The sequence below is a fragment of the Synechococcus sp. W55.2 genome, from assembly GCF_047461635.1.
Taxonomy (GTDB): domain Bacteria; phylum Cyanobacteriota; class Cyanobacteriia; order Thermostichales; family Thermostichaceae; genus Thermostichus.
In genome coordinates this window covers 1-21,548 of the sequence record NZ_JANSHM010000032.1, presented here as the reverse complement: position 1 = coordinate 21,548, position 21,548 = coordinate 1, and the positions used below count along the sequence as shown (strand labels likewise).

Annotated in this window: 17 protein-coding genes, 1 pseudogene and 1 CRISPR repeat array; of the genes and pseudogenes, 10 read left to right on the top strand and 8 right to left on the bottom strand. The window is 53.5% G+C overall.

Translation table 11 applies throughout. The annotated features are described in order from the left end of the window. Positions 1 to 60: 60 nt before the first annotated feature. Entirely contained in the window at positions 61 to 1,332 is a 1,272-nt protein-coding gene (csx2, locus tag NW828_RS08015; RefSeq protein WP_414383068.1) for a TIGR02221 family CRISPR-associated protein, read from the bottom strand. Positions 1,333 to 1,498: 166 nt separating this feature from the next. Here csx2 and NW828_RS08010 point away from each other — a divergent pair, with 166 nt between their 5' ends. After that, positions 1,499 to 2,248, top strand: a complete 750-nt coding sequence (locus tag NW828_RS08010; protein ID WP_414328896.1) for a Uma2 family endonuclease — start codon at positions 1,499 to 1,501, stop codon at positions 2,246 to 2,248. 132 nt (positions 2,249 to 2,380) lie between these two features. On the opposite strand, the gene NW828_RS08005 is transcribed toward NW828_RS08010, so the two are convergent. After that, positions 2,381 to 2,941 carry a formylmethanofuran dehydrogenase subunit E family protein gene (locus NW828_RS08005; RefSeq protein WP_414383066.1) on the bottom strand — a complete coding sequence of 187 codons (561 nt, stop codon included), beginning with the start codon at positions 2,939 to 2,941 and terminating at the stop codon, positions 2,381 to 2,383. Between the two features lie 348 nt (positions 2,942 to 3,289). Here NW828_RS08005 and cas6 point away from each other — a divergent pair, with 348 nt between their 5' ends. From cas6 to cas2, 7 genes are all read left to right on the top strand, one after another. Continuing rightward, entirely contained in the window at positions 3,290 to 3,949 is a 660-nt protein-coding gene (gene cas6, locus NW828_RS08000) for a type I-MYXAN CRISPR-associated protein Cas6/Cmx6 (protein ID WP_414383064.1), read from the top strand. After that, positions 3,903 to 6,374 carry a CRISPR-associated helicase Cas3' gene (gene cas3, locus NW828_RS07995; protein ID WP_414383063.1) on the top strand — a complete coding sequence of 824 codons (2,472 nt, stop codon included), beginning with the start codon at positions 3,903 to 3,905 and terminating at the stop codon, positions 6,372 to 6,374. The genes cas6 and cas3 overlap by 47 nt, the downstream gene beginning before the upstream one ends. Next, the gene (cas8a1, locus tag NW828_RS07990) at positions 6,371 to 7,930 is read left to right on the top strand and encodes a type I-MYXAN CRISPR-associated Cas8a1/Cmx1 (RefSeq protein ID WP_414383061.1); all 1,560 of its coding nucleotides are present in this window, start codon (positions 6,371 to 6,373) and stop codon (positions 7,928 to 7,930) included. The genes cas3 and cas8a1 overlap by 4 nt, the downstream gene beginning before the upstream one ends. Before the next feature lie 91 nt (positions 7,931 to 8,021). After that, on the top strand, positions 8,022 to 8,942 hold the full coding sequence (gene cas7i / locus NW828_RS07985) for a type I-B CRISPR-associated protein Cas7/Cst2/DevR (protein ID WP_414383059.1): 921 nt from the start codon (positions 8,022 to 8,024) through the stop codon (positions 8,940 to 8,942). After that, positions 8,939 to 9,538 carry a type I-MYXAN CRISPR-associated protein Cas5/Cmx5/DevS gene (cas5, locus tag NW828_RS07980; protein ID WP_414352070.1) on the top strand — a complete coding sequence of 200 codons (600 nt, stop codon included), beginning with the start codon at positions 8,939 to 8,941 and terminating at the stop codon, positions 9,536 to 9,538. The genes cas7i and cas5 overlap by 4 nt, the downstream gene beginning before the upstream one ends. Before the next feature lie 188 nt (positions 9,539 to 9,726). After that, positions 9,727 to 11,388 carry a type I-MYXAN CRISPR-associated endonuclease Cas1 gene (cas1, locus tag NW828_RS07975; RefSeq protein WP_414383057.1) on the top strand — a complete coding sequence of 554 codons (1,662 nt, stop codon included), beginning with the start codon at positions 9,727 to 9,729 and terminating at the stop codon, positions 11,386 to 11,388. 3 nt (positions 11,389 to 11,391) lie between these two features. Continuing rightward, positions 11,392 to 11,685: a CRISPR-associated endonuclease Cas2 gene (gene cas2 / locus NW828_RS07970; protein ID WP_414383055.1), complete on the top strand. Its 294-nt coding sequence runs from the start codon at positions 11,392 to 11,394 to the stop codon at positions 11,683 to 11,685. Positions 11,686 to 11,939: 254 nt separating this feature from the next. Then, a CRISPR array of direct repeats spans positions 11,940 to 13,784; the repeat unit is 36 nt; unit sequence GTGATTTTCCTCTGATTGCCGTAAGGCGTTGAGCAC. 43 nt (positions 13,785 to 13,827) lie between these two features. Here the strand turns inward: cas2 and NW828_RS07965 are convergent. Together NW828_RS07965 and NW828_RS07960 are read right to left on the bottom strand one after the other, a co-directional pair. Beyond that, entirely contained in the window at positions 13,828 to 14,742 is a 915-nt protein-coding gene (locus NW828_RS07965) for a S1 RNA-binding domain-containing protein (protein ID WP_414383053.1), read from the bottom strand. Between the two features lie 78 nt (positions 14,743 to 14,820). After that, positions 14,821 to 15,261 (bottom strand): RrF2 family transcriptional regulator, encoded by a 441-nt coding sequence (locus NW828_RS07960; RefSeq protein WP_011432485.1) that lies wholly within the window; start codon positions 15,259 to 15,261, stop codon positions 14,821 to 14,823. A gap of 130 nt (positions 15,262 to 15,391) precedes the next feature. On the opposite strand from NW828_RS07960, the gene NW828_RS07955 reads away from it, so the two are divergent. Then, positions 15,392 to 16,387, top strand: coding sequence for an AAA family ATPase (locus NW828_RS07955; protein ID WP_414383051.1), 996 nt, complete (start codon positions 15,392 to 15,394; stop codon positions 16,385 to 16,387). 24 nt (positions 16,388 to 16,411) lie between these two features. Here NW828_RS07955 and NW828_RS07950 read toward each other — a convergent pair whose 3' ends face one another. Further along, the gene (locus NW828_RS07950) at positions 16,412 to 17,440 is read right to left on the bottom strand and encodes an ABC transporter permease (protein ID WP_414383049.1); all 1,029 of its coding nucleotides are present in this window, start codon (positions 17,438 to 17,440) and stop codon (positions 16,412 to 16,414) included. Positions 17,441 to 17,649: 209 nt separating this feature from the next. Here NW828_RS07950 and NW828_RS07945 point away from each other — a divergent pair, with 209 nt between their 5' ends. Next, a complete protein-coding gene (locus tag NW828_RS07945) occupies positions 17,650 to 18,606 on the top strand; it encodes an NAD-dependent epimerase/dehydratase family protein (protein WP_414383047.1) in 957 nt (318 codons plus the stop codon). Positions 18,607 to 18,709: 103 nt separating this feature from the next. On the opposite strand, the gene cobW is transcribed toward NW828_RS07945, so the two are convergent. From cobW to NW828_RS07930, 3 genes and pseudogenes are all read right to left on the bottom strand, one after another. Further along, positions 18,710 to 19,768, bottom strand: coding sequence for a cobalamin biosynthesis protein CobW (cobW, locus tag NW828_RS07940; RefSeq protein ID WP_414383046.1), 1,059 nt, complete (start codon positions 19,766 to 19,768; stop codon positions 18,710 to 18,712). Between the two features lie 137 nt (positions 19,769 to 19,905). Next, complete coding sequence (gene psbC / locus NW828_RS07935) at positions 19,906 to 21,285, bottom strand: photosystem II reaction center protein CP43 (RefSeq protein ID WP_414383044.1); 1,380 nt, start codon at positions 21,283 to 21,285, stop codon at positions 19,906 to 19,908. A 187-nt stretch (positions 21,286 to 21,472) separates the two neighbouring features. Then, positions 21,473 to 21,548: pseudogene (locus tag NW828_RS07930) on the bottom strand (photosystem II protein D2); the annotation flags it as partial.

The following is a 21,548-nucleotide window of genomic DNA, read 5'->3' as shown; positions in this document are numbered from 1 at the left end:
TCTCAATAGCCGTTGTTTGACCAAAAACCCAGAATCTGAGGGCGAACCGATGTCTTTAGCCTACGGAGAAGTGGAAAGATCCCCTTCCAACTTCCCTTCTGCCCAGGTCAATTTGGGAAACAGCTCTTCCAGGCCAGGCAGCAGGTCTTGCAAAACAAAGCTTTCTAGAGCTTCGCTGTTCAAAGGGTTTGGATTCATCTGCACATGGGCAACATCGTTGCGGTACTGGCTGAGGCGAGACCAGAGGTTGGCAAGTTTCTGCGCATCGGGAACATGGGCAGCAATGTCAGGAGGCGCCTGGGGCTGGTCTTCCCGTGGAATGAGGGATCCCAGTTGGTGTTCGATCTCCTGCCGCGCTTCCCGCTGGCGGTAGTTGGGCAGCCCCTCACACAAGCAGAGGGCCGAGATCACCCACTCCCGAGCTAAGAGAATTGCCTGCGTGGTGAAGCGTTTCTCCACATACCAGCGCAGCAGTTGAAATTGCTTTTGAACTTGAGCCTTGGCATCCGTAGCTCTGTCTGCTGGCAAAGCCAGTTGGCTGTAGCTGTCTTGAATGCTTTGCAACAGCAAGCCAAAGGGCTTGGCAAATTGGCCCACCTCTTCTGCCAACTCCTGGGTGGAGTACCTTTGCAACCTAAGCAAGTCATCCTCCAAAAGGCTGACCGGTCTTACCAGCTCCAGGGAACGAGAGATATTGCGGATGGCTTGGCCAAAGTTCTGCAGCCGGATGGGCTTGGGATCCCTTTTGCCGAGCTTTGGTTGGCGGTAAAAGTCCCGTTGAACTGTATCCAAAAGTTGGCCCAACTCCAGCGCCGAGCCGGTGCTAATGAATTTGTCGGTAGCCGTCAGCCAGTCCAAAAGACGAACCGCCGGGGTGAGATCGATAATGGGGGTTTCGACCTGGCCAGGGCGGTAGAGGCCGTAGTAGAGCCCCTGGATTTCAACATTTTTGGCCTTGCGCAAAAAGCCAGCTCCTAAAAGCACCAGCACCGGGATGGAGCGGAAAGCGTGGGTGATATCAAAAAGCAGCCGTGTGTTGGCCTCGATGCTGTCAACCAGCACGTCGAAGATCTGCCAGGTCTCTGCCTCGGTTTTGCCTTCAGGAATGGCCTTGGCAATTTTCTCCACGTGGGGGGGTAGGCAGTCCTGTAGATGCTTCCAATGGGTGTCATGTGCTTCTTGGGTTAGCAGCACAATCACCCTCTCGATGTCAAAGAGCTGACAGAGGGCTTTGGCAACATAACGGGTTCTATCGGCCTTCCGCTCCCCAAAAACATACACCGTCTCGCTGTAGGGGCTGGTGCCTAGAGTGGTCAAAAGGGTATTAGCCATAGGGATCCTCTCGATGACGGCTTTCAAGCATTGAAGCACGGGCATCTTCAAGCTACTGCAGTTTGGAAGCCCCCCCTTCTCAAGTTGTCTGGAGAGGGTTCTGGGTTGAATGTTGCCCTATCCTCTCCCGAAAAGTGGCATCCTCTGCTCAGCCGGTGCCAGAAAGATGGGGATCTCTACCCCCAAAATTGAGTGGAGCCATCTTGCCGCTGGATTTGGATCCCTGCTCGACAACTGTTTCAAAACGGTGAAGGTGGGGGATGTCAGAGCTAGCCTAGACAGAGATTCGGCCATCCTAAACAACGGGGATCCTGTGATGCTATCGACTCCAGAGTTGTCCATTTCAGGTCAAAAGCTAACTCCCGAACAGTTTCTGGCCTTGCCGGAGGGGGATATTGTCTATGAGCTAGTCGATGGGCGGGCCGTCTCCAAAAACGAACCCATGTCGCCAAAACGCTTCCATGCTCGTCTCCAACCGGTGTTGTGGCAAATTTTGGAGGACTGGTGCTCTAGCCCTGAGTGTCCTAAGCCTGGGTCAGCACATACTGAGTGGGCAGTTGTTTTAACACGAAAGGCAGAGCCCTGGATCCCAGTTCCTGATGTTACTTACATCTCTAACGAGCGGTTGCCGGTTGAGGCCATGACCGATGAACCTTGTTTTGCCATTCCCGAGTTGGTGATCGAGATCCTTTCTCCTGGCCAGAGTTTTGGAGCCATAGCTCAGAAGGCAACCGATTATCTAGAAGCTGGGATCCCCAGGGTTTGGGTTGTGGATCCCCAAGCCAAGAGCATCACCGTCTTCTATCCCGATGCCCCGCCGCGCACCTTTACGGGATCTCAAGCCATTCAAGATGATTTCCTGCCGGGTCTAAAGGTGATCCCTCAAGATGTATTCGCTCAAGCCCGGATCCCTTAGGGGGTACCTAGCGAGCCCACGATAATCAGAGTTAGTTCCAGAAAGAGAGCATCCGGCAGAGGTGGCCACCCGCTCGGGTCTGGAGCCGATTGGCTCAGGAATGCCGAAGGGATCCCGAAGCGATATTCCCTGCTATGGGCTAATGGCGAGACGGAAAAGCTTCTCATCGGCCAGTTGAAGAACTTCCTGCCCTGCAGCCGCCAGCTGTTCCGGGGGCAAGTTCCGGTATTTGGCGATAAACTCGGGCAAAACTTGAAACTCCACCCGCTTGCCGGTCTCTCGGTGGATGACCACGCTGCGCATTTTTTCAAGAGATTCGACCTCCACCAGCTTCAAGTTCAACTTGCCCAAACTGGCCCCTGTTGCAGCATGCAAGCCATCCACAATGCACACGAACGGGATCTCTGCCGGCGACCCGTGAATGACCTCCACCAGAAAACGGTTCCTAGAAGTGTGGGGAGTTGGACTCATCAAGCCCAGCTCCTGCAGAGCGCGCATCCCCATGCGATAGCCGACCATAGCCCAAGGCCCAGCTCCGCCATGAATTTCCGTTACTCGCTGAATGGCTGCCGCCGTCGAGTCCGTTGCAGAACTGGTGACCGGATGAGCTGTCGCCGGCGCTCCCAGAGTTAGCTGAAGTGCAATCAGCAAAAGAGAAAGCTGCTGTGGCTTGGCAATGGATGACAGGTTCATAGGCAGCGAGAGAGCTGATAAAGAGGAGATGGGTCAAGCCATCCTAAGCTCTACCCTTCGAGGTTGCCTATGCGGGGGTAGGGGATCCAGCCCTCTTCTGGGAACTCTTCCGAAAATCACCTCCTGGCTGAAGAGGGCTAAGACCAATGGTATTGTCAGAGGTAAGCCCCTGGGCGTTGAGCACTTTCACGTGGCTGCTGTGGTCGAAAGTGCCTTGCTGCTGGCAGCAGGCCTTAGCACTCCTGACTGCCCTTTCCACTGATCGCCCTGGGGCGCCGCGCACTGCTTGACAGAAGCGAGCTGTGTTCACTAGCATTTCTTACATATGTTTTAGGTGGCAGTTGTGTGATGAGCCACTCAATGACTGCTGAAGCTTCAATGGCAAACCCAACACATGTCCCTTACGAAGCTCCCGTAGTGGACCTATGCCTGCCCGTGCGAGGAACTACCCTCCCAGCAGATCACGGGTACGCTCTACTCGCGGCGCTATGCCACCAAGTACCAACACTGCACCGAAACCCTCACATCGGGATTTTGACAACAGCGGGAATTGGAGACAGACGAGGCAAAATCTTACTGACTCCGCACTCCCACATTAGAATTCGGCTGCCCATGGAAGCAGTGCCGGAGGTGTACAAGCTAGCCGGCAAGCAATTGAAGATTGGATCTCACGAAGTACAGCTAGGGATCCCCAGGATTTTTACTCTCAAACCAAGCACTTCCCTAAAAGCCCGAATTGTTACAATCAAGGGCTACACCGAGCCAGATCCATTTGTGCAAGCTGCCCAAGACCAGTTAGAGAAGCTTAAGATCTCAGGCCGGGTATCAGTACTGCAAGATAAAACTGGGAAACCCTTGCGCAAGACCTTGAGAATTAAAGGGCATACAACTGTAGGTTTCTCAACCTTAGTAGAGAACCTACAGGAAGAAGACTCAATTCGCCTCCAGCAGGTAGGGCTAGGTGGCCGGCGGCGCATGGGTTGTGGATTCTTTTTGCCGTGCAGGTGAGGATGACTCTACAATGTTTAAGTTTTTGCTAGCAAAATCGCTGGGAAAATGGGATCCCAGCTACCAATCTAAAGAAGAGTATGCTCAGGCAAGGGGCGCTGCTAAACTTGCAGGCCATGTTGCGGCTGTCTTGTCAGCGGCTGAAGTCTTCTCAGATCGCCTAGGACAGACTATTTGCAAGCAGTTAGGGTTAAGTGACTCAAATCGTTTGGAAGATGTTGTCAAATTAGGAGCTTATCTGCACGACTGGGGTAAAGCCAATCAACATTTCCAGGAGATGGTTTATCTCAAGTCATCAATCTTAGACACTGAGTCAAAAGCAAAACTTGACAAAGCTTGGAAAGCTCACAATGGGCAACAACTCATTCGTCATGAGTTTTTAAGTGGCATACTTGCCCTACAAGTCAAAGAATTCCGCAAGTGGCTAGGGAAGGCATTTTCTGAAGAGGAGCTGATCTTAGCTACTTGGGCAGCAATTGGACATCACTTCAAAGCAGGAGTAGATTCCCAAGGTAGGGAATCGCATAGAATTACAGAGTTGCCTGATGGCGCAGGACTAGGGATCTACATTTACACTGAACATACAGACTTTGAATCTGTACTGAGACTGGGATCACAGAGACTTGGGCTACCGGCAGAGATTCCAAGGGTAGCTTCAAAAAACTGGGAAAAAGAATGTCTAGAAGATTGCCTAAAGGCTCTAGAAAGTCAATTTCGAGACTTTGCCAAAAGTTTAAGCCCTGAGCAGAAGGTGCTGGTGGCTGCTGCCAAAGCAACAGTAATTGCTGCAGATCTAGCAGGGTCAATCTTACCGACAGAGGGAGAAGATCTGCAAGATTGGATTTCTGGTGCACTAAGCTTGGTTCTTCGAGAGGAAGACCTAGAGCAACTCATTGCCCAAAAACTAGGAGAAAGCTCCCTACGTCCTTTCCAAGAGCAAATGGCTGCTGCCACTCATCGAGTAACACTGGTCAAGGCAGGCTGTGGTACAGGCAAGACCTTGGGAGCCTACGCTTGGGCGAAAAAGTGGGCATCGGGAAGGCGACTGTTTTTTGGCTATCCGACCACCGGAACGGCTACTCAGGGCTACTTGGACTACGCTGAGGGATCCCCAATAGAAAAGACACTGATGCACTCACGAGCAGATTTGGATCGAGAACTTTTATTGACCGGCGAAGGCGAAGAGGATGAGGGTAATTCGTTTCGTTTGGCAGCGTTGCAAGTATGGAGAAAGAAACTGGTTATCTGCACTGTGGACTCTATTTTAGGGTTAATCCAGAACAATAGAAGACCACTATTTTCTTGGCCAGCTCTAGTTCAATCTGCCTTCGTTTTTGACGAGGTACATGCCTATGACAATCAGTTGTTTGGCTCTTTGCTGAGATTTTTACAGGCTTTTCGAGGCGCACCTATCCTACTGATGAGCGCCAGCTTCACCCCAGGGCGACTTGAGGCGATTAAACGGGTGATGAGGGAGTTGGGTGAGCCTGTAGGGGATCCCATTGAAGGGCCTCAAGAGCTAGAAGAGCTGAAGCGCTATCAAATACGAGAAATTCAACCAAAGGAGGATCCCATCAATTCCGAATCCATTTGGTCAGAAGTTACTAAGGCAGTTCAAGAGAACCAAAAGGTATTGTGGGTAACCAATTCAGTTGCCAGTTGCATTAACATTTATCGAGAGGCTCAGAAGAAGCTAAAAGACATTGAAGCCAAAGTTTTAATTTATCACAGTCGATTTCGTTATAAAGATAGACTTAGAAAGCATGAGCAGATTATTAACGCTTTTGGTCAACCAGGGCCTGTTCTCGCTGTTACTACACAGGTTTGTGAAATGTCCTTAGATTTAAGTGCAGACTTGCTTATCTCTGCTATGGCTCCAGCGACATCTTTAATTCAGCGACTAGGTCGCCTCAATCGAAGAATGAAAAGCGAGCAGGAGGGATCCCGTGTAGCTCTTTTCTACGAATGGAACGAACACCTCCCCTATGGCGCAGCAGAATTAGGAACTGGCCGGCAGCTGCTTGAACAGCTTAGAGAACTTGAGTATATTTCCCAGCGAGACCTGGCTGATATCATCTCTCAGCTCAGCCGGGAAGAGCCTGCCAGGGTGAAGTCAGCATGGCTTGATCAAAACTGGTGCACTTATCCAAGTTCCCTGCGAGAGGCCGGCTACACGATAACAGTGCTTCTGGCAGAAGATCAAGACGCTATTTGGAAGGCTGCTGAAGTCAGACAGAAGAAAGCTCTAGATAAGGGCCAAAAGCTATCGAGAATGCAAGCTTTTCTACAAGAAGCTCAAGCCTGGTCAATTCCAATCCGGATCCCAGATAAAAAGACAGAGTGGTGGAATTGGCAACGACGCGGGTTTTATTTCATCACAGAGCCTGGATATATCAACTACAGCGAGGAAGTTGGCACACCATGAGCGAATTAAAGTTGCACCTAGGACACCCCGGATTAACATTGCTGCATCGGGCGGGTTTAGCCGGACTATGGATGACCCTCAAGCAGCTAGAGCAGGAAATTCCACCAGAAAAGCGTCCAGGGTCACTAAGTTGGGAACTGACGTCTCGACAAGTTCAACTGTCCTGGCAGGGAAATGACTTTGAAGTAATTGATTGGTTGCTCAAAGAGTCTTTCCAACTTGATAATGGATTAATCGCATTGCGAGGGATCGACAGTAAGTCGATGCGAAAAGACTCCCAGGTAGTCATCCATCAAGGAATCCTGGGAACATTTCTACAACATGCCAAAACCCGTAAAGTTATTGGCGAGCAAACTCAATCTTTAGAGATTGATGAGGATCATCCACCTGTCATTATCAAGTATAAAGCTTTAGAAAGCTACGTCCATCAGGAATTTGCCAAAAATCTATGTGATAAAAACGGTAATTGGCTTAAGCAGCCAATTAGCATTGCTGGCTGGCTTAATCCTGGTGCAGTCGTTCGCCACAATGCATTTCCCTCGGATACAAGCTTTGAAGAGTCTCCAGAGATGGCCTTTATACTTCTCTACGCTCCTGTTTCTTGCTGCTACTACATACTTCGCTCGCGGCTGCGAGATCAGAAAGCTCAATATGCCCTGGTAGTTCCCGAGATTACCGATATGGAGGTCTATGCAAGCTACCGGCAAGATCCCCAGCTTCGTTATGCAGCCTACCAGGATTTTCATGCTTCGAGTTTGGGAGATGCTGGTCTTAGGTTTTTGACGTACCAAGGGATTGCAGAATCTGCTAGGGAATTTAAGGTAAAACGATGTCAGGTTCTAACTCTAGGTGTTGTTCCGTGGTCGAGCCAACAAAAATCTCGCACAGATCTACTTACTGTAGAAGCAGAATATTGCGTCTGTAAAAACTACCAGATCTGCAAAGCAGTGTTACCAGATCGAGTTGTCGTCAAGGCAAAAGCAGAGGAAGGCAGTTTCATTGCAACAAGTTTTGCTCGTGAGATGATTGCTGAAAATCTGGCAAGGGGTTACTCTTGGTATGCCGGATTTGCAGAGCAGGTTAATAGCAACGAGCAGTTTAATCAGCTATGTTACGAGCGCGGAGGTCTAAACGAAATGGTCATGAAAACGGAAATGGATGACAGAGAGCGCTGGTTTGTTCAGGCTTGTCATGAAGCCATGCGCTTTACCTATGGTCGGTTATCTCAGAAAACCCAGGATAGGGGAGAGTTTACTAACTTCGACAGAGAAAATATACGTATTCGCACTGGTCTGACTCGATGCAAAAACGCGGAAAGCTTCCGCGAGTTTATTACTAGCTTTTGGGCGCGGGCTGGAAGAATACCGACACTGCAAGAGCATTGGGATGACTTGATGGATTTAGTTATGGATCCCAAGGAATGGAAAAAAGCGCGAGACTTAGCTCTTCTAGCGTTGGCCAGCTATAAAGGCAAGGAGCGACAGGAAGAACTTCAGGATGAGCTTGACGAGGATGATGTTGACTTGATTGTACTTGCCGAGCTAGAGGAGGACTGAAAGTGTAAAGCAAGAGCCAGAAAGTCAAGTGAAAAGTTGATGTAGCAACGACTTAACAGTTCAGTTTGAAGAATTAGCTTGGAGGAAGATTATGACTTTGCACCTGTTTGGCAACATCTTGACCAGCTACGGCACCGCTGCCAACAACCGCGGTGAGAATGACGGCAACATCACTACCCTGCAAAAGATCCTCTGGAAAAATGAGGTGCACACTACCGTCTCTGCTGAAGCAATCCGTTGGGCCCTGCGTTACTATTGGCAGGTCTCAGGGAATGGCTGCGAAGTTAACCGACGTTGGAATGATCAAACCAACGACAACGAGTGGCAAGCGCCTAACTTTGATCCCGAGCGGTATATCGATGATGATGTCCTAGGCTTTATGCGTGCGGAAGGGGCTAAAGTAGATGCCTCAGACGAAAACTCATCCAGGAAGAAGGGAGAAAAGTTACCAAAGGGCACTACCACTGCTCGGCGAGGTGTTTTGGAAGTAACTCGGGCAGTTTCTACTCGACCCTACAGCGGAGATGTAACCTTCAACGCAAAAAGTGGCCAGAAGGGATCCACTTCTCTCTACGGAACGGAGGTTCATGCTACTCGCTATCAGTACGGCTTTGCAATGACTCCTGCTCGGCTCCACCGGCAAGACCGAGTAATCGAAGTGTTAAACGGACTGGTTTCGTTGGGAGAAGTGGCCGGCAATCACTCTCGCTTTCTCTATGACTTTTCACCGGATAGCATAGTCCTGCGCTGGACACACGACTTTTCGCCACGCCTGCTCTACTGTTTTGAAGAAAACTCTGATGGAGAAATCAGCATGCCGGACTTAGTGCGTCGAGTGCAAGTGGGGGATATAGATCCTCAAGAGCTATGGCTGGCAGGAGCCGCTGCCGAAACTGAGGACGGGAAGAAGCTAGCCCAGTTGGGTGCTCATGTAAGTCCAGGCATTAAGTCAACAGTTAATCGACTTATCAGCTTGATTAGGCAGCAAATTTCTTGTGAGGAGGCAGCATGATTCAGCTCCAGGTTGAGGTGCCTATCGCCTGTTTCCGTCAATCTTGGGCCAGGGAGTTTGCCGAAACTTATCCAGTGCCGCCACCGGCTACTGTTTATGGAATGTTGCTTTCCTTGCTGGGAGAATGGGATCGGCATCGATATTGCGGATCCCAACTGGCAATTGCTCTCCTGAGCCAACCCCAGCTTTCTACAGTGATCCGTACCCTTCGTCGTTTTAAGACAAAAGATATTCAGCATCCAAACAATGCCCGTCCTGACTACCAACAATTGCTGACCGATGTGCAAATCGCAGTTTTGGTCAATGGATCCCTTGCTCATGACTTGGAAAGAGCCTTTGAAAATCCTGAATTAATTGACCGATCTGGGGGACTAAGCCTAGGAGAGAGTCGTGACTTAGTTAACTCGGTAAGACCAATTCAGAAAGTCCCTTCAGGGGGAAGATGGCTAATTCAAGATGAGGATGGGATCCTGACCTTGCCGTATTGGGTTGATCACGTGGGATCGCGGGATACTCGCTGGCGAAGATACTCACTCCGAACTCTTGAAGGTGATGATGTGCCGGAGTTAGCCTGGACGGAAATTTGCCCAAACTAAGCCGTGAGAATTCCAAGCTGTTGGTTCTAGACTTATCAACCTTAGGTCGAAGGCTTATTTCCGAACAGCCTATTAACTCTGCCAGGAGAAGATCTTGCGTGGAGCCTGAGTTTTGTCTCTGCTCAAAGAGAAAGCTGTTCTAAGATTGCTGAAGAACTCTATATTTTCATATTTCGGAGTATCAGATTATGCCGGCATCACTAATCGATTTCCCCGCACAGATAGATTCAGATTTGATTCGTGTTTCAGCACTGCACGCATTGGCCTACTGCCCACGACTATTTTATCTAGAGGAGGTCGAGGAGCTCTATACGGAAAACGCAGCTATTTTTGCCGGTCGGCGGTTACACACAGAGCTGGAAAAGCAAGAGGGAGAGGAGTGGGAGGATCTATTTCTAGAAAGCGAAGAACTGGGCTTGCGGGGAAGAGTGGATGCTTTGCGCACTCGTGATGGACAGATCATTCCCTACGAGCATAAAAGGGGTCGGTCAGCACGGGATCCAGACAATCAGCCTCAAGCTTGGGAAAGTGACCGGTTGCAGATTTTGGCCTATGCCTATCTCGTGGAAACAGCTTTGGGGATCCCAATTCCCGAAGGACGAATTCGGTACCATGCTGACAATGTGCTCGTACACGTACCCCTTGATGATGCTGGGCGCCAAGCTGTACGTCAGGCAATCGAACAAGCGAGGCTGCTGCGTCAATCTCCTCTGCGGCCCCCAATTACCAGTAATGAGCGGCTGTGTGCGGGTTGCTCCTTGGCCCCCGTGTGTTTGCCCGAAGAAGCGAGGCTAGCTCATGACAGAGAATGGCAACCTATTCGCCTGTTCCCGGAAGATGACGAACGGCAATGTGTCCACATTCTAGAGCCAGGGGCACGGGTAGGGCGCAGTGGATCCCGTCTCAAAGTTACCTACCGAAACCAAAGCGAAGAGTTTATCTCCGCTCAGCAAACCGGACAAATTGTGCTGCATGGTTTCTCTCAAATTTCAACTCAAGCCATTCATTTCTGCGCCGAACAATACATTGGAATTCACTTAATTTCGGGAGGTGGACGCTATGTCGGCAGCCTGGATCCCCGATATGGGAGCATCCAGCGCCGCATTCGACAGTATCAGGCCCTGAGCAATCCTGAAATGTGCCTGAGACTAGCCCGAAAGTTGGTGAGGTGTCGAGGCCAGAGCCAGCGCAAGTTCTTAATGCGCTTGGGATCCCAGCGTTCGCCGGAGGTAGAACAAGCTATCGAACAAATGAAGCGATTGCTCAAGCAAGTTGATCAGGCAGACTCTTTGTCAAGTCTATTGGGACTGGAAGGAAACTTAGCAGCGCTCTACTTTTCTGCCTTGCCTCATCTGCTGTCTGATGCAGTACCTGAGGAAATGCGATTTTCAGGACGAAATCGAAGACCTCCCAAGGATCGCTTTAACGCCTTACTTGGGTTTGGTTATGCTCTTTTGCTTAAAGATGTAATGAATGCTATTTTGACAGTTGGATTAGAGCCCGCCCTGGGCTTTTATCACCAGCCTCGTTCTCAAGCACCTCCTCTGGCTCTTGACTTGATGGAGATCTTCCGTGTTCCTCTTGTAGATATGCCAGTCGTAGCCTCAGTTAACCGACGGCAATGGGATCCAGACGCAGATTTTACAGTACGGGGCCAACAAGTTTGGCTCAGCGAAGAGGGACGTAAGAAGATGATTCGGATTTACGAGGAGCGCAAGCGAGAAAAGTGGAAGCACCCAGTTACTCATTACTCTCTTACCTACTGCCGTTTAATAGAGCTAGAGGTTCGTCTTTTGGAAAAAGAGTGGAACGGCGAAGCAGACTTGTTTGGAAATTTAGTCGTGAGATAGATTATGGCCGAGCATAAGGTTTGTTACTTGGTGTGCTACGATATTCGCTGTCAGAAGCGGTGGCGGAAAGCGTCCAAGTTATTGGAGGGATATGGAGAACGAATTCAGTACTCAATTTTTCGTGCCTGGCTAACATTGCGAGAACGAGAAAAACTGCGTTGGGAGCTAGAGAAAATTCTAAAACCAGAGGATGGCCTCTTGCTTGTGGGGATCTGCAACCGCTGCTTAGAGCGGGTGCTCGCCTCGAATCGACCAGAAAGTTGGCCAGGACGACAGGATAGCTACAGGATCTGTTAAAAAGCAAGGATCTATCGTTGTGAAAGACGCTCTAGCCCCCAAAAGACCTGAAAGTCTTGTCGGAAGCGGGTTCCAGGGATTTTCGACCGCCTGGAGTTGCTTGCAAAATCCCGGCTCCCTTACGAGAAAACCTTTTGCCGGGCCCAGTGCGTTAGGAGACCTGTCTTCTAGCTGGCAGTTGGTGTATAGAATAAGGGTACATGCTTGCAAAGGGCTCATCCGAGCCTTGCAGAGTAAGAATCCTGGGGTGCGCCGTGATTTTCCTCTGATTGCCGTAAGGCGTTGAGCACGTGTCACTCGGATCAGGATGTCCAGAGTCGGATCGGGTGATTTTCCTCTGATTGCCGTAAGGCGTTGAGCACAACTAGTGGGAGTGGAACTACCTGTGATGATTTGACGTGATTTTCCTCTGATTGCCGTAAGGCGTTGAGCACATACCTACAGGGTAAGAGAAGTAACATTAACCTCAGGTGATTTTCCTCTGATTGCCGTAAGGCGTTGAGCACGGCGCGTGGTGCGAGAGTACCGTCCGCCCGAAGAAGGTGATTTTCCTCTGATTGCCGTAAGGCGTTGAGCACAAAAGGCAGACAAAGAAGGCCCTCGGGGCTAATGTTCCCCAATGATTTTCCTCTGATTGCCGTAAGGCGTTGAGCACTTTGTCCTCGTGCGGACAGGCTCCCGTTGGTAGGTATGATTTTCCTCTGATTGCCGTAAGGCGTTGAGCACAAGCTTCCTTCTTGGTCCCAAATACCTGGTTCAGTATGATTTTCCTCTGATTGCCGTAAGGCGTTGAGCACTTCCTGCCTGGCAAGCGACGCACGAATTCCTCGGCGATGATTTTCCTCTGATTGCCGTAAGGCGTTGAGCACCACGTAACCGTTTTCTCAGTCAGATCAGCCAGCCCATGATTTTCCTCTGATTGCCGTAAGGCGTTGAGCACAAGACTGAGGGGGTGACTGGCAAGTCCAGCCTTGGGTGATTTTCCTCTGATTGCCGTAAGGCGTTGAGCACAGATAAGAACGCTTCATATCCCAGTGCCGAGTTGGGGTGATTTTCCTCTGATTGCCGTAAGGCGTTGAGCACGTGTTTGAGGCCAAACGGTCGCGGTTTGAAAGTGAGTGATTTTCCTCTGATTGCCGTAAGGCGTTGAGCACGCTCCCCCCCCCCAGCCCACCTAAGTGTACAATTGCGTGATTTTCCTCTGATTGCCGTAAGGCGTTGAGCACAGCAGGGCTTTAAAGAGAACTGGTGAGTTGCTCGGGTGATTTTCCTCTGATTGCCGTAAGGCGTTGAGCACCGGTGGGTTCCGAGCTTGTAGACGTATCTGGGCACGGCGTGATTTTCCTCTGATTGCCGTAAGGCGTTGAGCACATAGGGGGGTCTCCAGAAGGTGAATATGTTGCCCCGGTGATTTTCCTCTGATTGCCGTAAGGCGTTGAGCACGATCGAGCCAGACACCACACAAGGTGTTCTGCTGTGGAGTGATTTTCCTCTGATTGCCGTAAGGCGTTGAGCACATAGCCTACGCCCAAAGCCTAGGCGTGCCAGTGCAGTGATTTTCCTCTGATTGCCGTAAGGCGTTGAGCACGAGCAGGTCGCGGCAGCGGATCCGCAAGCGGCACCACGTGATTTTCCTCTGATTGCCGTAAGGCGTTGAGCACGCAGCGAGCTACCAATGTCTTGCCTGTAAAGACACAGTGATTTTCCTCTGATTGCCGTAAGGCGTTGAGCACGGCAGTTTGGGTTCAAACAGTATGAATGGGAACGGTAATAGTGTGATTTTCCTCTGATTGCCGTAAGGCGTTGAGCACCTAATGCCACGGGTCTGCCTGCATTTCAGTATTCGGGTGATTTTCCTCTGATTGCCGTAAGGCGTTGAGCACTTTCCGGGGACGAAACCGCCCATGCGGCAGTCAACCGTGATTTTCCTCTGATTGCCGTAAGGCGTTGAGCACTGGATGGCGCGGTTCCTGAGGGCGCTGCCAACCATTGTGATTTTCCTCTGATTGCCGTAAGGCGTTGAGCACCGGTAAGGATTTGCGGCCAATCTCTTGCGACGCAAGGTGATTTTCCTCTGATTGCCGTAAGGCGTCTTGCTTTCCCTCTGCAGGTTTTGCATCCGAACTCGAGGCAGAGATGGGATCAGATGACTTGGCCGTCGGATGTTATTCTCCCCTTGAGTTTACCGGCCCGCTCTTCGGCCTCATCCATAACCCTGTCCAGCTGCTCCAGCACCTCGCCCGGATGCTTTTCCAGCACCCGCAGGGAGAGGGCCATCCGTCCCTTGGCGTCATCCACATCGATGACAACAGCTTTGATGCGTTGGCCTGGTTTGAACAAATCCGGTAGCGAGGCTACAAAACTTTGGCTGACCTGCTTGATGTGCAACAGCCCGGTTACCCCTTCTTCCAAGTCCACAAACACACCGAAGGGTTTTAGTCCGCTGACTTTGCCTTCCACCACTTGGCCACTGGTGTAGCGGCTCAAGTTCTCGGACTTTACAGCCGCCCTTTGGGAGAGCACCAGCTTGTTGGCTTCTGGGTTCACCTCGATAAAGCTTGCTGTCAAGGATTGCCCCACCAACTCCTCCAGACTTTCCCGTTGGCTGAGGTGGGAGCGGGGAATGAAGCCGCGCAGCCCCTGCACATCCACCACCACCCCCCCTTTGTTGGTGGCGATCACCGGAACGGTTACCGTCTGGCCGTTGGCTTGCTTCTGGGCCAGCTCTTCCCAAAGCCGCTTCAGCCTCAGCCGCCGCGCCGAGAGCACAATTTGTCCTTCTGCATCTTCCCGCAGGATGAGAAACTCGGCTTCTGTCTTTAAAGGAAAGAGCGCACTCAAATCTTCCCCTGGGCGGATCCCTGCTTCCTTGAGGGGCAAAAAGGCCGGGGATTTGCCGCCAATATCCACCAGAACGCCATCGTTCTGATGTTGGAAAATGCGGCCTTGCACCACCTGCCCCGGTTGAAAGCTGAGGTTTTGCTTGTCTAAAGCCTGGGCAAAATCTTCCGCGGAAAACGTATCGGCAGCCTGAGAGCGAGAAGAGCGAACGGTCATGGAAAGGGCTCAATTCGAAAAGCAATGTGTTTCAGGATAACCCAAAACTTGCCAGGGATCCCAGCTCCAGCCTCTGGCCTAGATGTAGTACATGAGCCGAGCCTGTTGCTGTTGTGCCTGCCGGTCGCAGAGGTCTTGTAGGGTGGTCTTCTGGAGAATGGCTACCGCCGCAGCTTGGGCATCTTGCCAGGCCTTCAGGAGCACTTCCCGCTCTGGGGTGAGATCGCCCGAGGGCAAGTCGCGGGAGCGGCTGAGATCTTCCCCCTCGATGGCCTGGATAACATCCAGCAGCGAGATCTGCCAGGGTGCTCGGGCTAGGAAGTAGCCTCCCTTGGATCCCCGTTGGCTGCGCACCAACCCCTGTCTGCGCAAGGTGGCCAGCAATTGCTCCAAGTAGCGGTCGGGTATGGACTGATGAGCCGCAATTTCTTTAATCTGCAGCACCTGGCCATCGCTGTAGTGCTGGGCCAATTCCAGAAGGGCCAGGAGAGCATATTCACTTTTGCAAGACAGTTCCAAGATATCCATCCTTGTGGAGGGCTTAGGTCTATGATACTCCGGTTTTTCACTGGGGTTTAGCGGGATCCCGCCCTGAGCTGGCAATGGGATCCAGCCTGTAAGGTGGAATAGGCCCCTTTGGGAATGGTTTATGGCGAGTGTCGGCAGCCGGTCTGGTTCGGCACGGATCCCGGCAGAGCGGTTACAAAACTTACATCAACAGATTGGCAAGCTGATTGCCAATATCGAATCCGTGTTTCAGGGCAAATCGCAGGTGGTGCAGGCGGTGGTCACGGCCTTGGTTGCGGAAGGTCATGTTTTGCTTGAAGATGTGCCCGGTGTAGGCAAGACCACTTTGGCGCGGGCCATCGCCCACAGTTTGGGAGCCAAGTTTCAGCGGATTCAATTTACCAGCGACCTATTGCCGACAGATATCCTTGGCCTCACCCTTTTCAATAAAGAGAAAGGGGATTTTGAATTTCGTCCCGGCCCCATTTTTGCCCACGTGGTCTTGGCGGATGAAATCAATCGCACCTCGCCCCGCACCCAAAGTGCCCTGCTGGAGGCAATGGCGGAAAAGCAGGTTTCGCTGGACGATCGCACCTACCCGCTGCCCAGCCCATTTATGGTGTTGGCCACCCAAAATCCTTTGGAGTACCACGGCACCTATCCCCTCCCAGAAAGCCAGTTGGATCGGTTTTTGGTACGGCTGTCGATTGGCTACCCCAGCCCTGAGGTAGAGCGAGCTTTACTCTTGCAACGGCAACAGGCCGAGCCGGTGGATGCTCTGCAGCCGGTTCTCTCCCTGATGGAGTTGCGAGAGATTCAGTCGGCGGTGGATCAGGTGTATTTGGATGGATCCCTGGCGGACTATCTTCTGCAGGTGGTGCAGGCCACTCGCGTGTCCAAGCTGCTGCGGGCGGGGGTATCCACCCGTGGAGCCCTGGCCTTGGCGCGGGCAGCACGGGCTCAGGCGCTGGTGAAAGGGCGCAGCTTTTGTCTACCAGAAGATCTGCAAGCACTGTTCGTGCCGGTACTGACCCATCGGGTTTCTCTGGCCGGGTCGGGAGAGATGGCCGGCAACCGACGGCAAGAGGCTGAGGCGGTGATTCGGGATATTGTCTCCACAATTGAGCCGCCTGTTTGAGGGATCCGTAGCAGCAATGGTTAACTACAGCAGTGATTCGGGTCGGATCCGGGGATCCACCCACATCAGGAGCAAATCGGCCAACAAATTGCCCAGAATGAGCATCACGGCCCCCAGCAGAAGCCCCGCCATCACCACATTGATGTCGAAACTTTGAACAGCCTCCAAGAGCAGCTTGCCCAGCCCCGGCCAATTGAAGAAAAACTCGGCAATAAAAGAGCCGCTGAGCAGATTGGCAAACTCAAAGCCCAAGATCGTGATCAAGGGGTTGACGGCGTTGCGCAGCGCGTGCAACCAGATCACCCGCCACTCTGGGATCCCACGGGCCCGCGCCGCCTGGATGTATTCCTGCCGCAGCACATCCAAGAAATTGCCGCGCGTAATCCGCTGCAGCCCGGCAAAGCTGGTGATGCTCAGGGCCAGCGTGGGCAGGAGCAGGTGGCGGCCCAGATCCAGCAACTTTTCCCCCAAACTAAGCTCGGCAAAATAAACACTGGTCATGCCCCCTACCGGCAGCCAGCTCACGTTTTGGGCCACAATTAGCAGCAAAATGGCCAGCACGAAGCTGGGCATGGCCTGGCCCAGGTAGCTGAGCAACTGCAACGCCCGATCCAGGGGGGTGTTCTGCCGCAGCGCCCCCAGGATCCCTAGGGGAATGGCGACCAGCCAAGTCAGCACCACAGAGGACACCGCCAACAGCAAGGTAGCGCCGGCGCGGGAGAGGATGAGCTGTGCTACCGGCACGCGATAGGTGTAGCTCACCCCGAAATCCCCTTGCAGCAGGTTGCCCAGCCAGGTCAAGTACTGCCAAACCAAGGGCTTATCCAACCCCAGCCGCGCTTCCTCTTGGGCAATAAACTCCTGGCTGACACTGGGATCCGCCCGCAAGGGATCCAAAAAATCTCCGGGGGCCAGCTGCAAGAGCAAAAAGCTGAGCACCGTGATCAACAGCAGCACCGGCACCGCTTGGGTCAGCCGCTGCAAAACCAAGGCCAGCGGCGGCCAAAGGCCAAAAGCGCGGGAACGGGAAGGCGGAGAAGAGGTTACAGCCACAGATGCAGATGGATATTCGGATATGCTCTTTGAGTTGGATTCTTGTCGAACTATGCTGACATCCTTGCGGCCAGATTTCCAGTGTGGGGTTTGCCAAGTCGAGCGGCTCTCTTGCAGGGGAATTGAGGGCTCAGGCAGTCCGGCAGACAGAAGCTGAAGCGGTACACTAGTCAGAAGCTTTTTTCATCGAGTCCCGTTGGGAAGACCTCTTGCGAAACCTGTTTCTTACCGGCGCTAGCGGCTGCCTGGGGCACTATGTGTTGGAGCGCCTGGCCCAGCAAAGGGATCCCGAGTTTCCGGAGCGGCCCGCCTACCACCTGTACGTTCTCATCCGCGAGACCAGCCGCCTGCGGCTGCCCCTAGAACGGCTGCCCGCCCCTATCACCCTAGTACCCGGCGATCTCCTGCGCATCCGGGAACACGCCGCTCTGCTGCGCCAGATGGATGGGCTGATCCACATGGCAGCGGCTTGGGGGGATCCCGCCCTGGCTTGGGCCGTGAATGTTACCCACACCCTGGAGCTCTTTCAGTTGTTGGATCCGGAGCGCTGTCAGCAGGTGATCTACTTTTCCACAGCCAGCCTTTTAAACCAGGCCCTGGAGCCTTTGGCCATTGCCGGACGGGCCGGCACCGACTACATCCGCAGCAAGTACGAGATGCTGCTGCGGCGGCAGGAAAGCGGCTTCTGGCCGGAGCGCCTGCTCACCCTTTATCCCACCCTGCTCTTTGGCGGCAGCCCCCACCACCCCTACTCCCACATCACTGCCGGCCTCAAGGACGTTCTCCGCTGGCTGGATCTGATCCGCTTTTTGCGGGTGGATGCCAGCTTCCACTTTATCCACGCTGCCGATGTGGCCGAGATGGTGGCCTATTGGGTGGCCCATCTGCCTGGTGGCGGCGATTGGGTGTTGGGCAATCCCCCCCTCTCCTGGGATGAATGTGTGGAACAGATGTGTGCTTATTTCAAAAAACGGATCTATTTCCGAGTGCCTCTGCCCCCGGCTCTCGTTCGCGGCTTGGCCTTTCTATTTCGGGTGCGGCTTTCAGCCTGGGATGAGTTCTGTCTGCGCCAGCGCCATTTTGTTTACCCGGCCATTTCCCCAGAAACCCTGGGTTTGCGCTGCCACTTCCCCACCGTGGCCTCTCTTTTGGATACCTACCTCTAGATCACCTTTGAGTAACAGTAGAACTGGACGCTACTTCCTTTCCCTCTGGGACTGGGGGATGAGAGCCGAGGACCCAAGGGATCCCACTCGCCTCCGACAGGGATCAGCCGGTGGGGGCCACCGTTTCTCTGATGGCCAAGGCCTGGAGCTGGGCGGCAATGCGCTCGCGGTTGAGGTTTTGCCCAATCAGCACCAGTCGGGTCAAGCGCGGCTCCTGGGGTTGCCAGGGGCGGTCGTAGTAGGTTTCAAATCGGGATCCCACCCCCTGCAGCACCAGGCGCATCGGCTTGTAGGGGACGGCCACAAACCCTTTTATCCGGTAAAGACATTCCTCTTGGGCCAACTGGCGTAGCTGAGCCACCAGGGATCCCGGCTCATAACCTCCCTCCAAGCTGAGGTAGAAAGACTCAAAAGCTTCGTGCTCATGCTCCTCCCCGTGATCGTGGTGGCTGGGGCGGCGCTCGAGCTGGTCTTCCACCGCTGCATTAAAGCCCAAGAGCACTTCTGGGGGAACCTGCCCCCGCTCACAAGGGAGGATTTGAACCTCAGGGCGCAAGTGGTGCCGCAGCCAGCTTTCCACCCGAGCTTGCTCCTCTTGGGTAATCTGATCCACCTTGGTGAGCACCACCAAATCGGCACAGCTCAACTGATCCTCAAACAATTCCTCAAGCGGAGTCTCATGGTCCAAACTTTCGTCAGCCTGCCGCTGCGCCTCCAGGGCCGCCGGATCCCCCACCAGTTGCCCGGAGGCCAGAGCCTGACCATCTACCACCGTAATCACCGCATCCACCGTGGCGCCTGTACGAATGGTGGGCCAGCGGAAAGCCTGCACGAGCGGCTTGGGCAAGGCCAGTCCTGAGGTTTCAATCAAAATGCAGTCTAGCTCCGCCCGCCGCTGCAACAGAGCTTCCATGGTGGGCAAAAACTCCTCCTGCACCGTGCAGCAGAGACAGCCGTTGGCCAGCTCCAGAATGGGGATGGATCCCTCCCCCTCACACAGTTGGCAATCCAGCAGCAACTCGCCGTCGATGCCCACTTCGCCAAACTCGTTAACCAACACGGCAATGCGGCGGCCCTGGTTGTTGAGCAAAAGGTGACGGATCACCGTGGTCTTGCCGGATCCCAGAAATCCGGTGATGACGGTAACAGGGATCTTGTGCATCTGCTCTGATGACTCAGCGCTCTTCAGTTTCCACCCCAAACTTTCTTTCTGCCAATCCTTGAGGGGGGGATGCCCAAAAAAAGGCCCCCGGTATGGGGGCCAAGCCAAACCATTGAGACCGTTGTGCTAACCCAAAGTTAGCGGATCGGCTTCATCCGGTAAACCGGCTCGTTCTCGCGGTTGATCCCTTTCTCAAAACCGGCAGCAGCGGCGCGGGCGCGACCGGCATGCCACAGGTGACCCACGAAGAACAGGAAGCCGAAGATGAAGTTGTGAGCAGCCAACCAGGTGCGCGGGCTGGTGAAGTTCACCGTGTTGATCTCGGTAGCCACACCACCCACCGAGTTCAGGGATCCCAGCGGCGCGTGGGTCATGTACTCCACCGCACGGCGAGCTTGCCAAGGTTGGATGTCGTTCTTCAGCTTATCCAAGTCCAGGCCATTGGGGCCCAGCAGCGGCTCTTTCCAAGGAGCCCGCACATCCCAGAAGCGCATCGTCTCACCGCCAAAGATGATCTCGCCCGTGGGGGAGCGCATCAGGTATTTACCCAGACCGGTCGGCCCCTGCGCTTGGCCGATGTTGGCCCCCAAGCGCTGGTCGCGCACGATGAAAGTGAGAGCCTGAGCCTGAGATGCTTCTGGGCCAGTGGGGCCGTAGAACTCGCTCGGGTAAACGGTGTTGTTGAACCAAATGTAGCAAGTGGCAATGAAGCTCATCAGGGAAACCGCCGCCAAGCTGTAGGAGAGATAGGCCTCCCCAGACCAGATGAAGGCGCGGCGGGCCCAACCGAAGGGCTTGGTGAGGATGTGCCAGATCCCACCGGCAATGCAGATAATGCCGATGTAAATGTGGCCACCGATCACATCCTCCATGTTGTCAACGCTGATGATCCAGCCTTCCCCACCAAAGGGAGATTTGAACAAGTAGCCGAAGATCACGGCGGGGTTCAAGGTGGGGTTGGTGATCACCCGCACATCGCCACCTCCTGGAGCCCAGGTGTCATAGACACCGCCAAACCACATGGCCTTGGCCACCAACAAGAAAGCCCCCAACCCCAACAGGATCAGGTGGATCCCCAGGATGGTGGTCATCTTGTTCTTGTCTTTCCAGTCGTAGCCGAAGAAGGGGAAAGACTGCTCCAGAGTTTCTGGGCCGCGAATGGCGTGATAAATGCCCCCCAACCCCAGCACGGCGCTGGAGATCAGGTGCAGCACTCCGATGACAAAGTAGGGGTAGGTGTCAATCACCTCGCCCCCCGGGCCAACCCCCCAGCCCAGAGTGGCCACGTGGGGCATCAGGATCAGGCCCTGCTCATACATAGGCCGATCCGGCGTGAAGTGAGCCACCTCAAACAGCAGCATCGCTCCCGCCCAGAAGACGATCAGGCCAGCGTGGGCCACATGGGCGCCCAAAAGCCGACCGGAGAGATTAATCAAGCGGGCATTCCCAGCCCACCAGGCAAATCCGCCTTGGGTGCGATCTTGCACCACTGCAGAACCAAATGTTGTCGAGGTCACAGAGACCAACCTCCAATGATAGTCAGGAACAAGAGACACCAAAAAAAGTTTAGTTAACGCGAGCGCCTGCCGTTGGGCTCCCTGTCCACTGGGATCCGCGGCAGGGGATCCCTTGGGCAAGCGCTCATCCTCACAGAGCAGATCTCTAGGGATCTACCGCAGCTAAAGTCGAGCGAGCTCAGTGGGTTTAGAGCGCATTGCCGCGGGGGAGGACTTCTTCAGGGAACTCAAAGCGCTCATGGGGCTGGTCCTGCGGCGCCATC

Coding starts and splice junctions, on each gene's coding strand:
- csx2 (WP_414383068.1), bottom strand. CDS start 1,332: ATGGCTAATACCCTTTTGACCACTCTAGGCACCAGCCCCTACAGCGAG.
- NW828_RS08010 (WP_414328896.1), top strand. CDS start 1,499: ATGGGGATCTCTACCCCCAAAATTGAGTGGAGCCATCTTGCCGCTGGA.
- NW828_RS08005 (WP_414383066.1), bottom strand. CDS start 2,941: ATGAACCTGTCATCCATTGCCAAGCCACAGCAGCTTTCTCTTTTGCTG.
- cas6 (WP_414383064.1), top strand. CDS start 3,290: ATGAGCCACTCAATGACTGCTGAAGCTTCAATGGCAAACCCAACACAT.
- cas8a1 (WP_414383061.1), top strand. CDS start 6,371: ATGAGCGAATTAAAGTTGCACCTAGGACACCCCGGATTAACATTGCTG.
- cas7i (WP_414383059.1), top strand. CDS start 8,022: ATGACTTTGCACCTGTTTGGCAACATCTTGACCAGCTACGGCACCGCT.
- cas5 (WP_414352070.1), top strand. CDS start 8,939: ATGATTCAGCTCCAGGTTGAGGTGCCTATCGCCTGTTTCCGTCAATCT.
- cas1 (WP_414383057.1), top strand. CDS start 9,727: ATGCCGGCATCACTAATCGATTTCCCCGCACAGATAGATTCAGATTTG.
- cas2 (WP_414383055.1), top strand. CDS start 11,392: ATGGCCGAGCATAAGGTTTGTTACTTGGTGTGCTACGATATTCGCTGT.
- NW828_RS07965 (WP_414383053.1), bottom strand. CDS start 14,742: ATGACCGTTCGCTCTTCTCGCTCTCAGGCTGCCGATACGTTTTCCGCG.
- NW828_RS07955 (WP_414383051.1), top strand. CDS start 15,392: ATGGCGAGTGTCGGCAGCCGGTCTGGTTCGGCACGGATCCCGGCAGAG.
- cobW (WP_414383046.1), bottom strand. CDS start 19,768: ATGCACAAGATCCCTGTTACCGTCATCACCGGATTTCTGGGATCCGGC.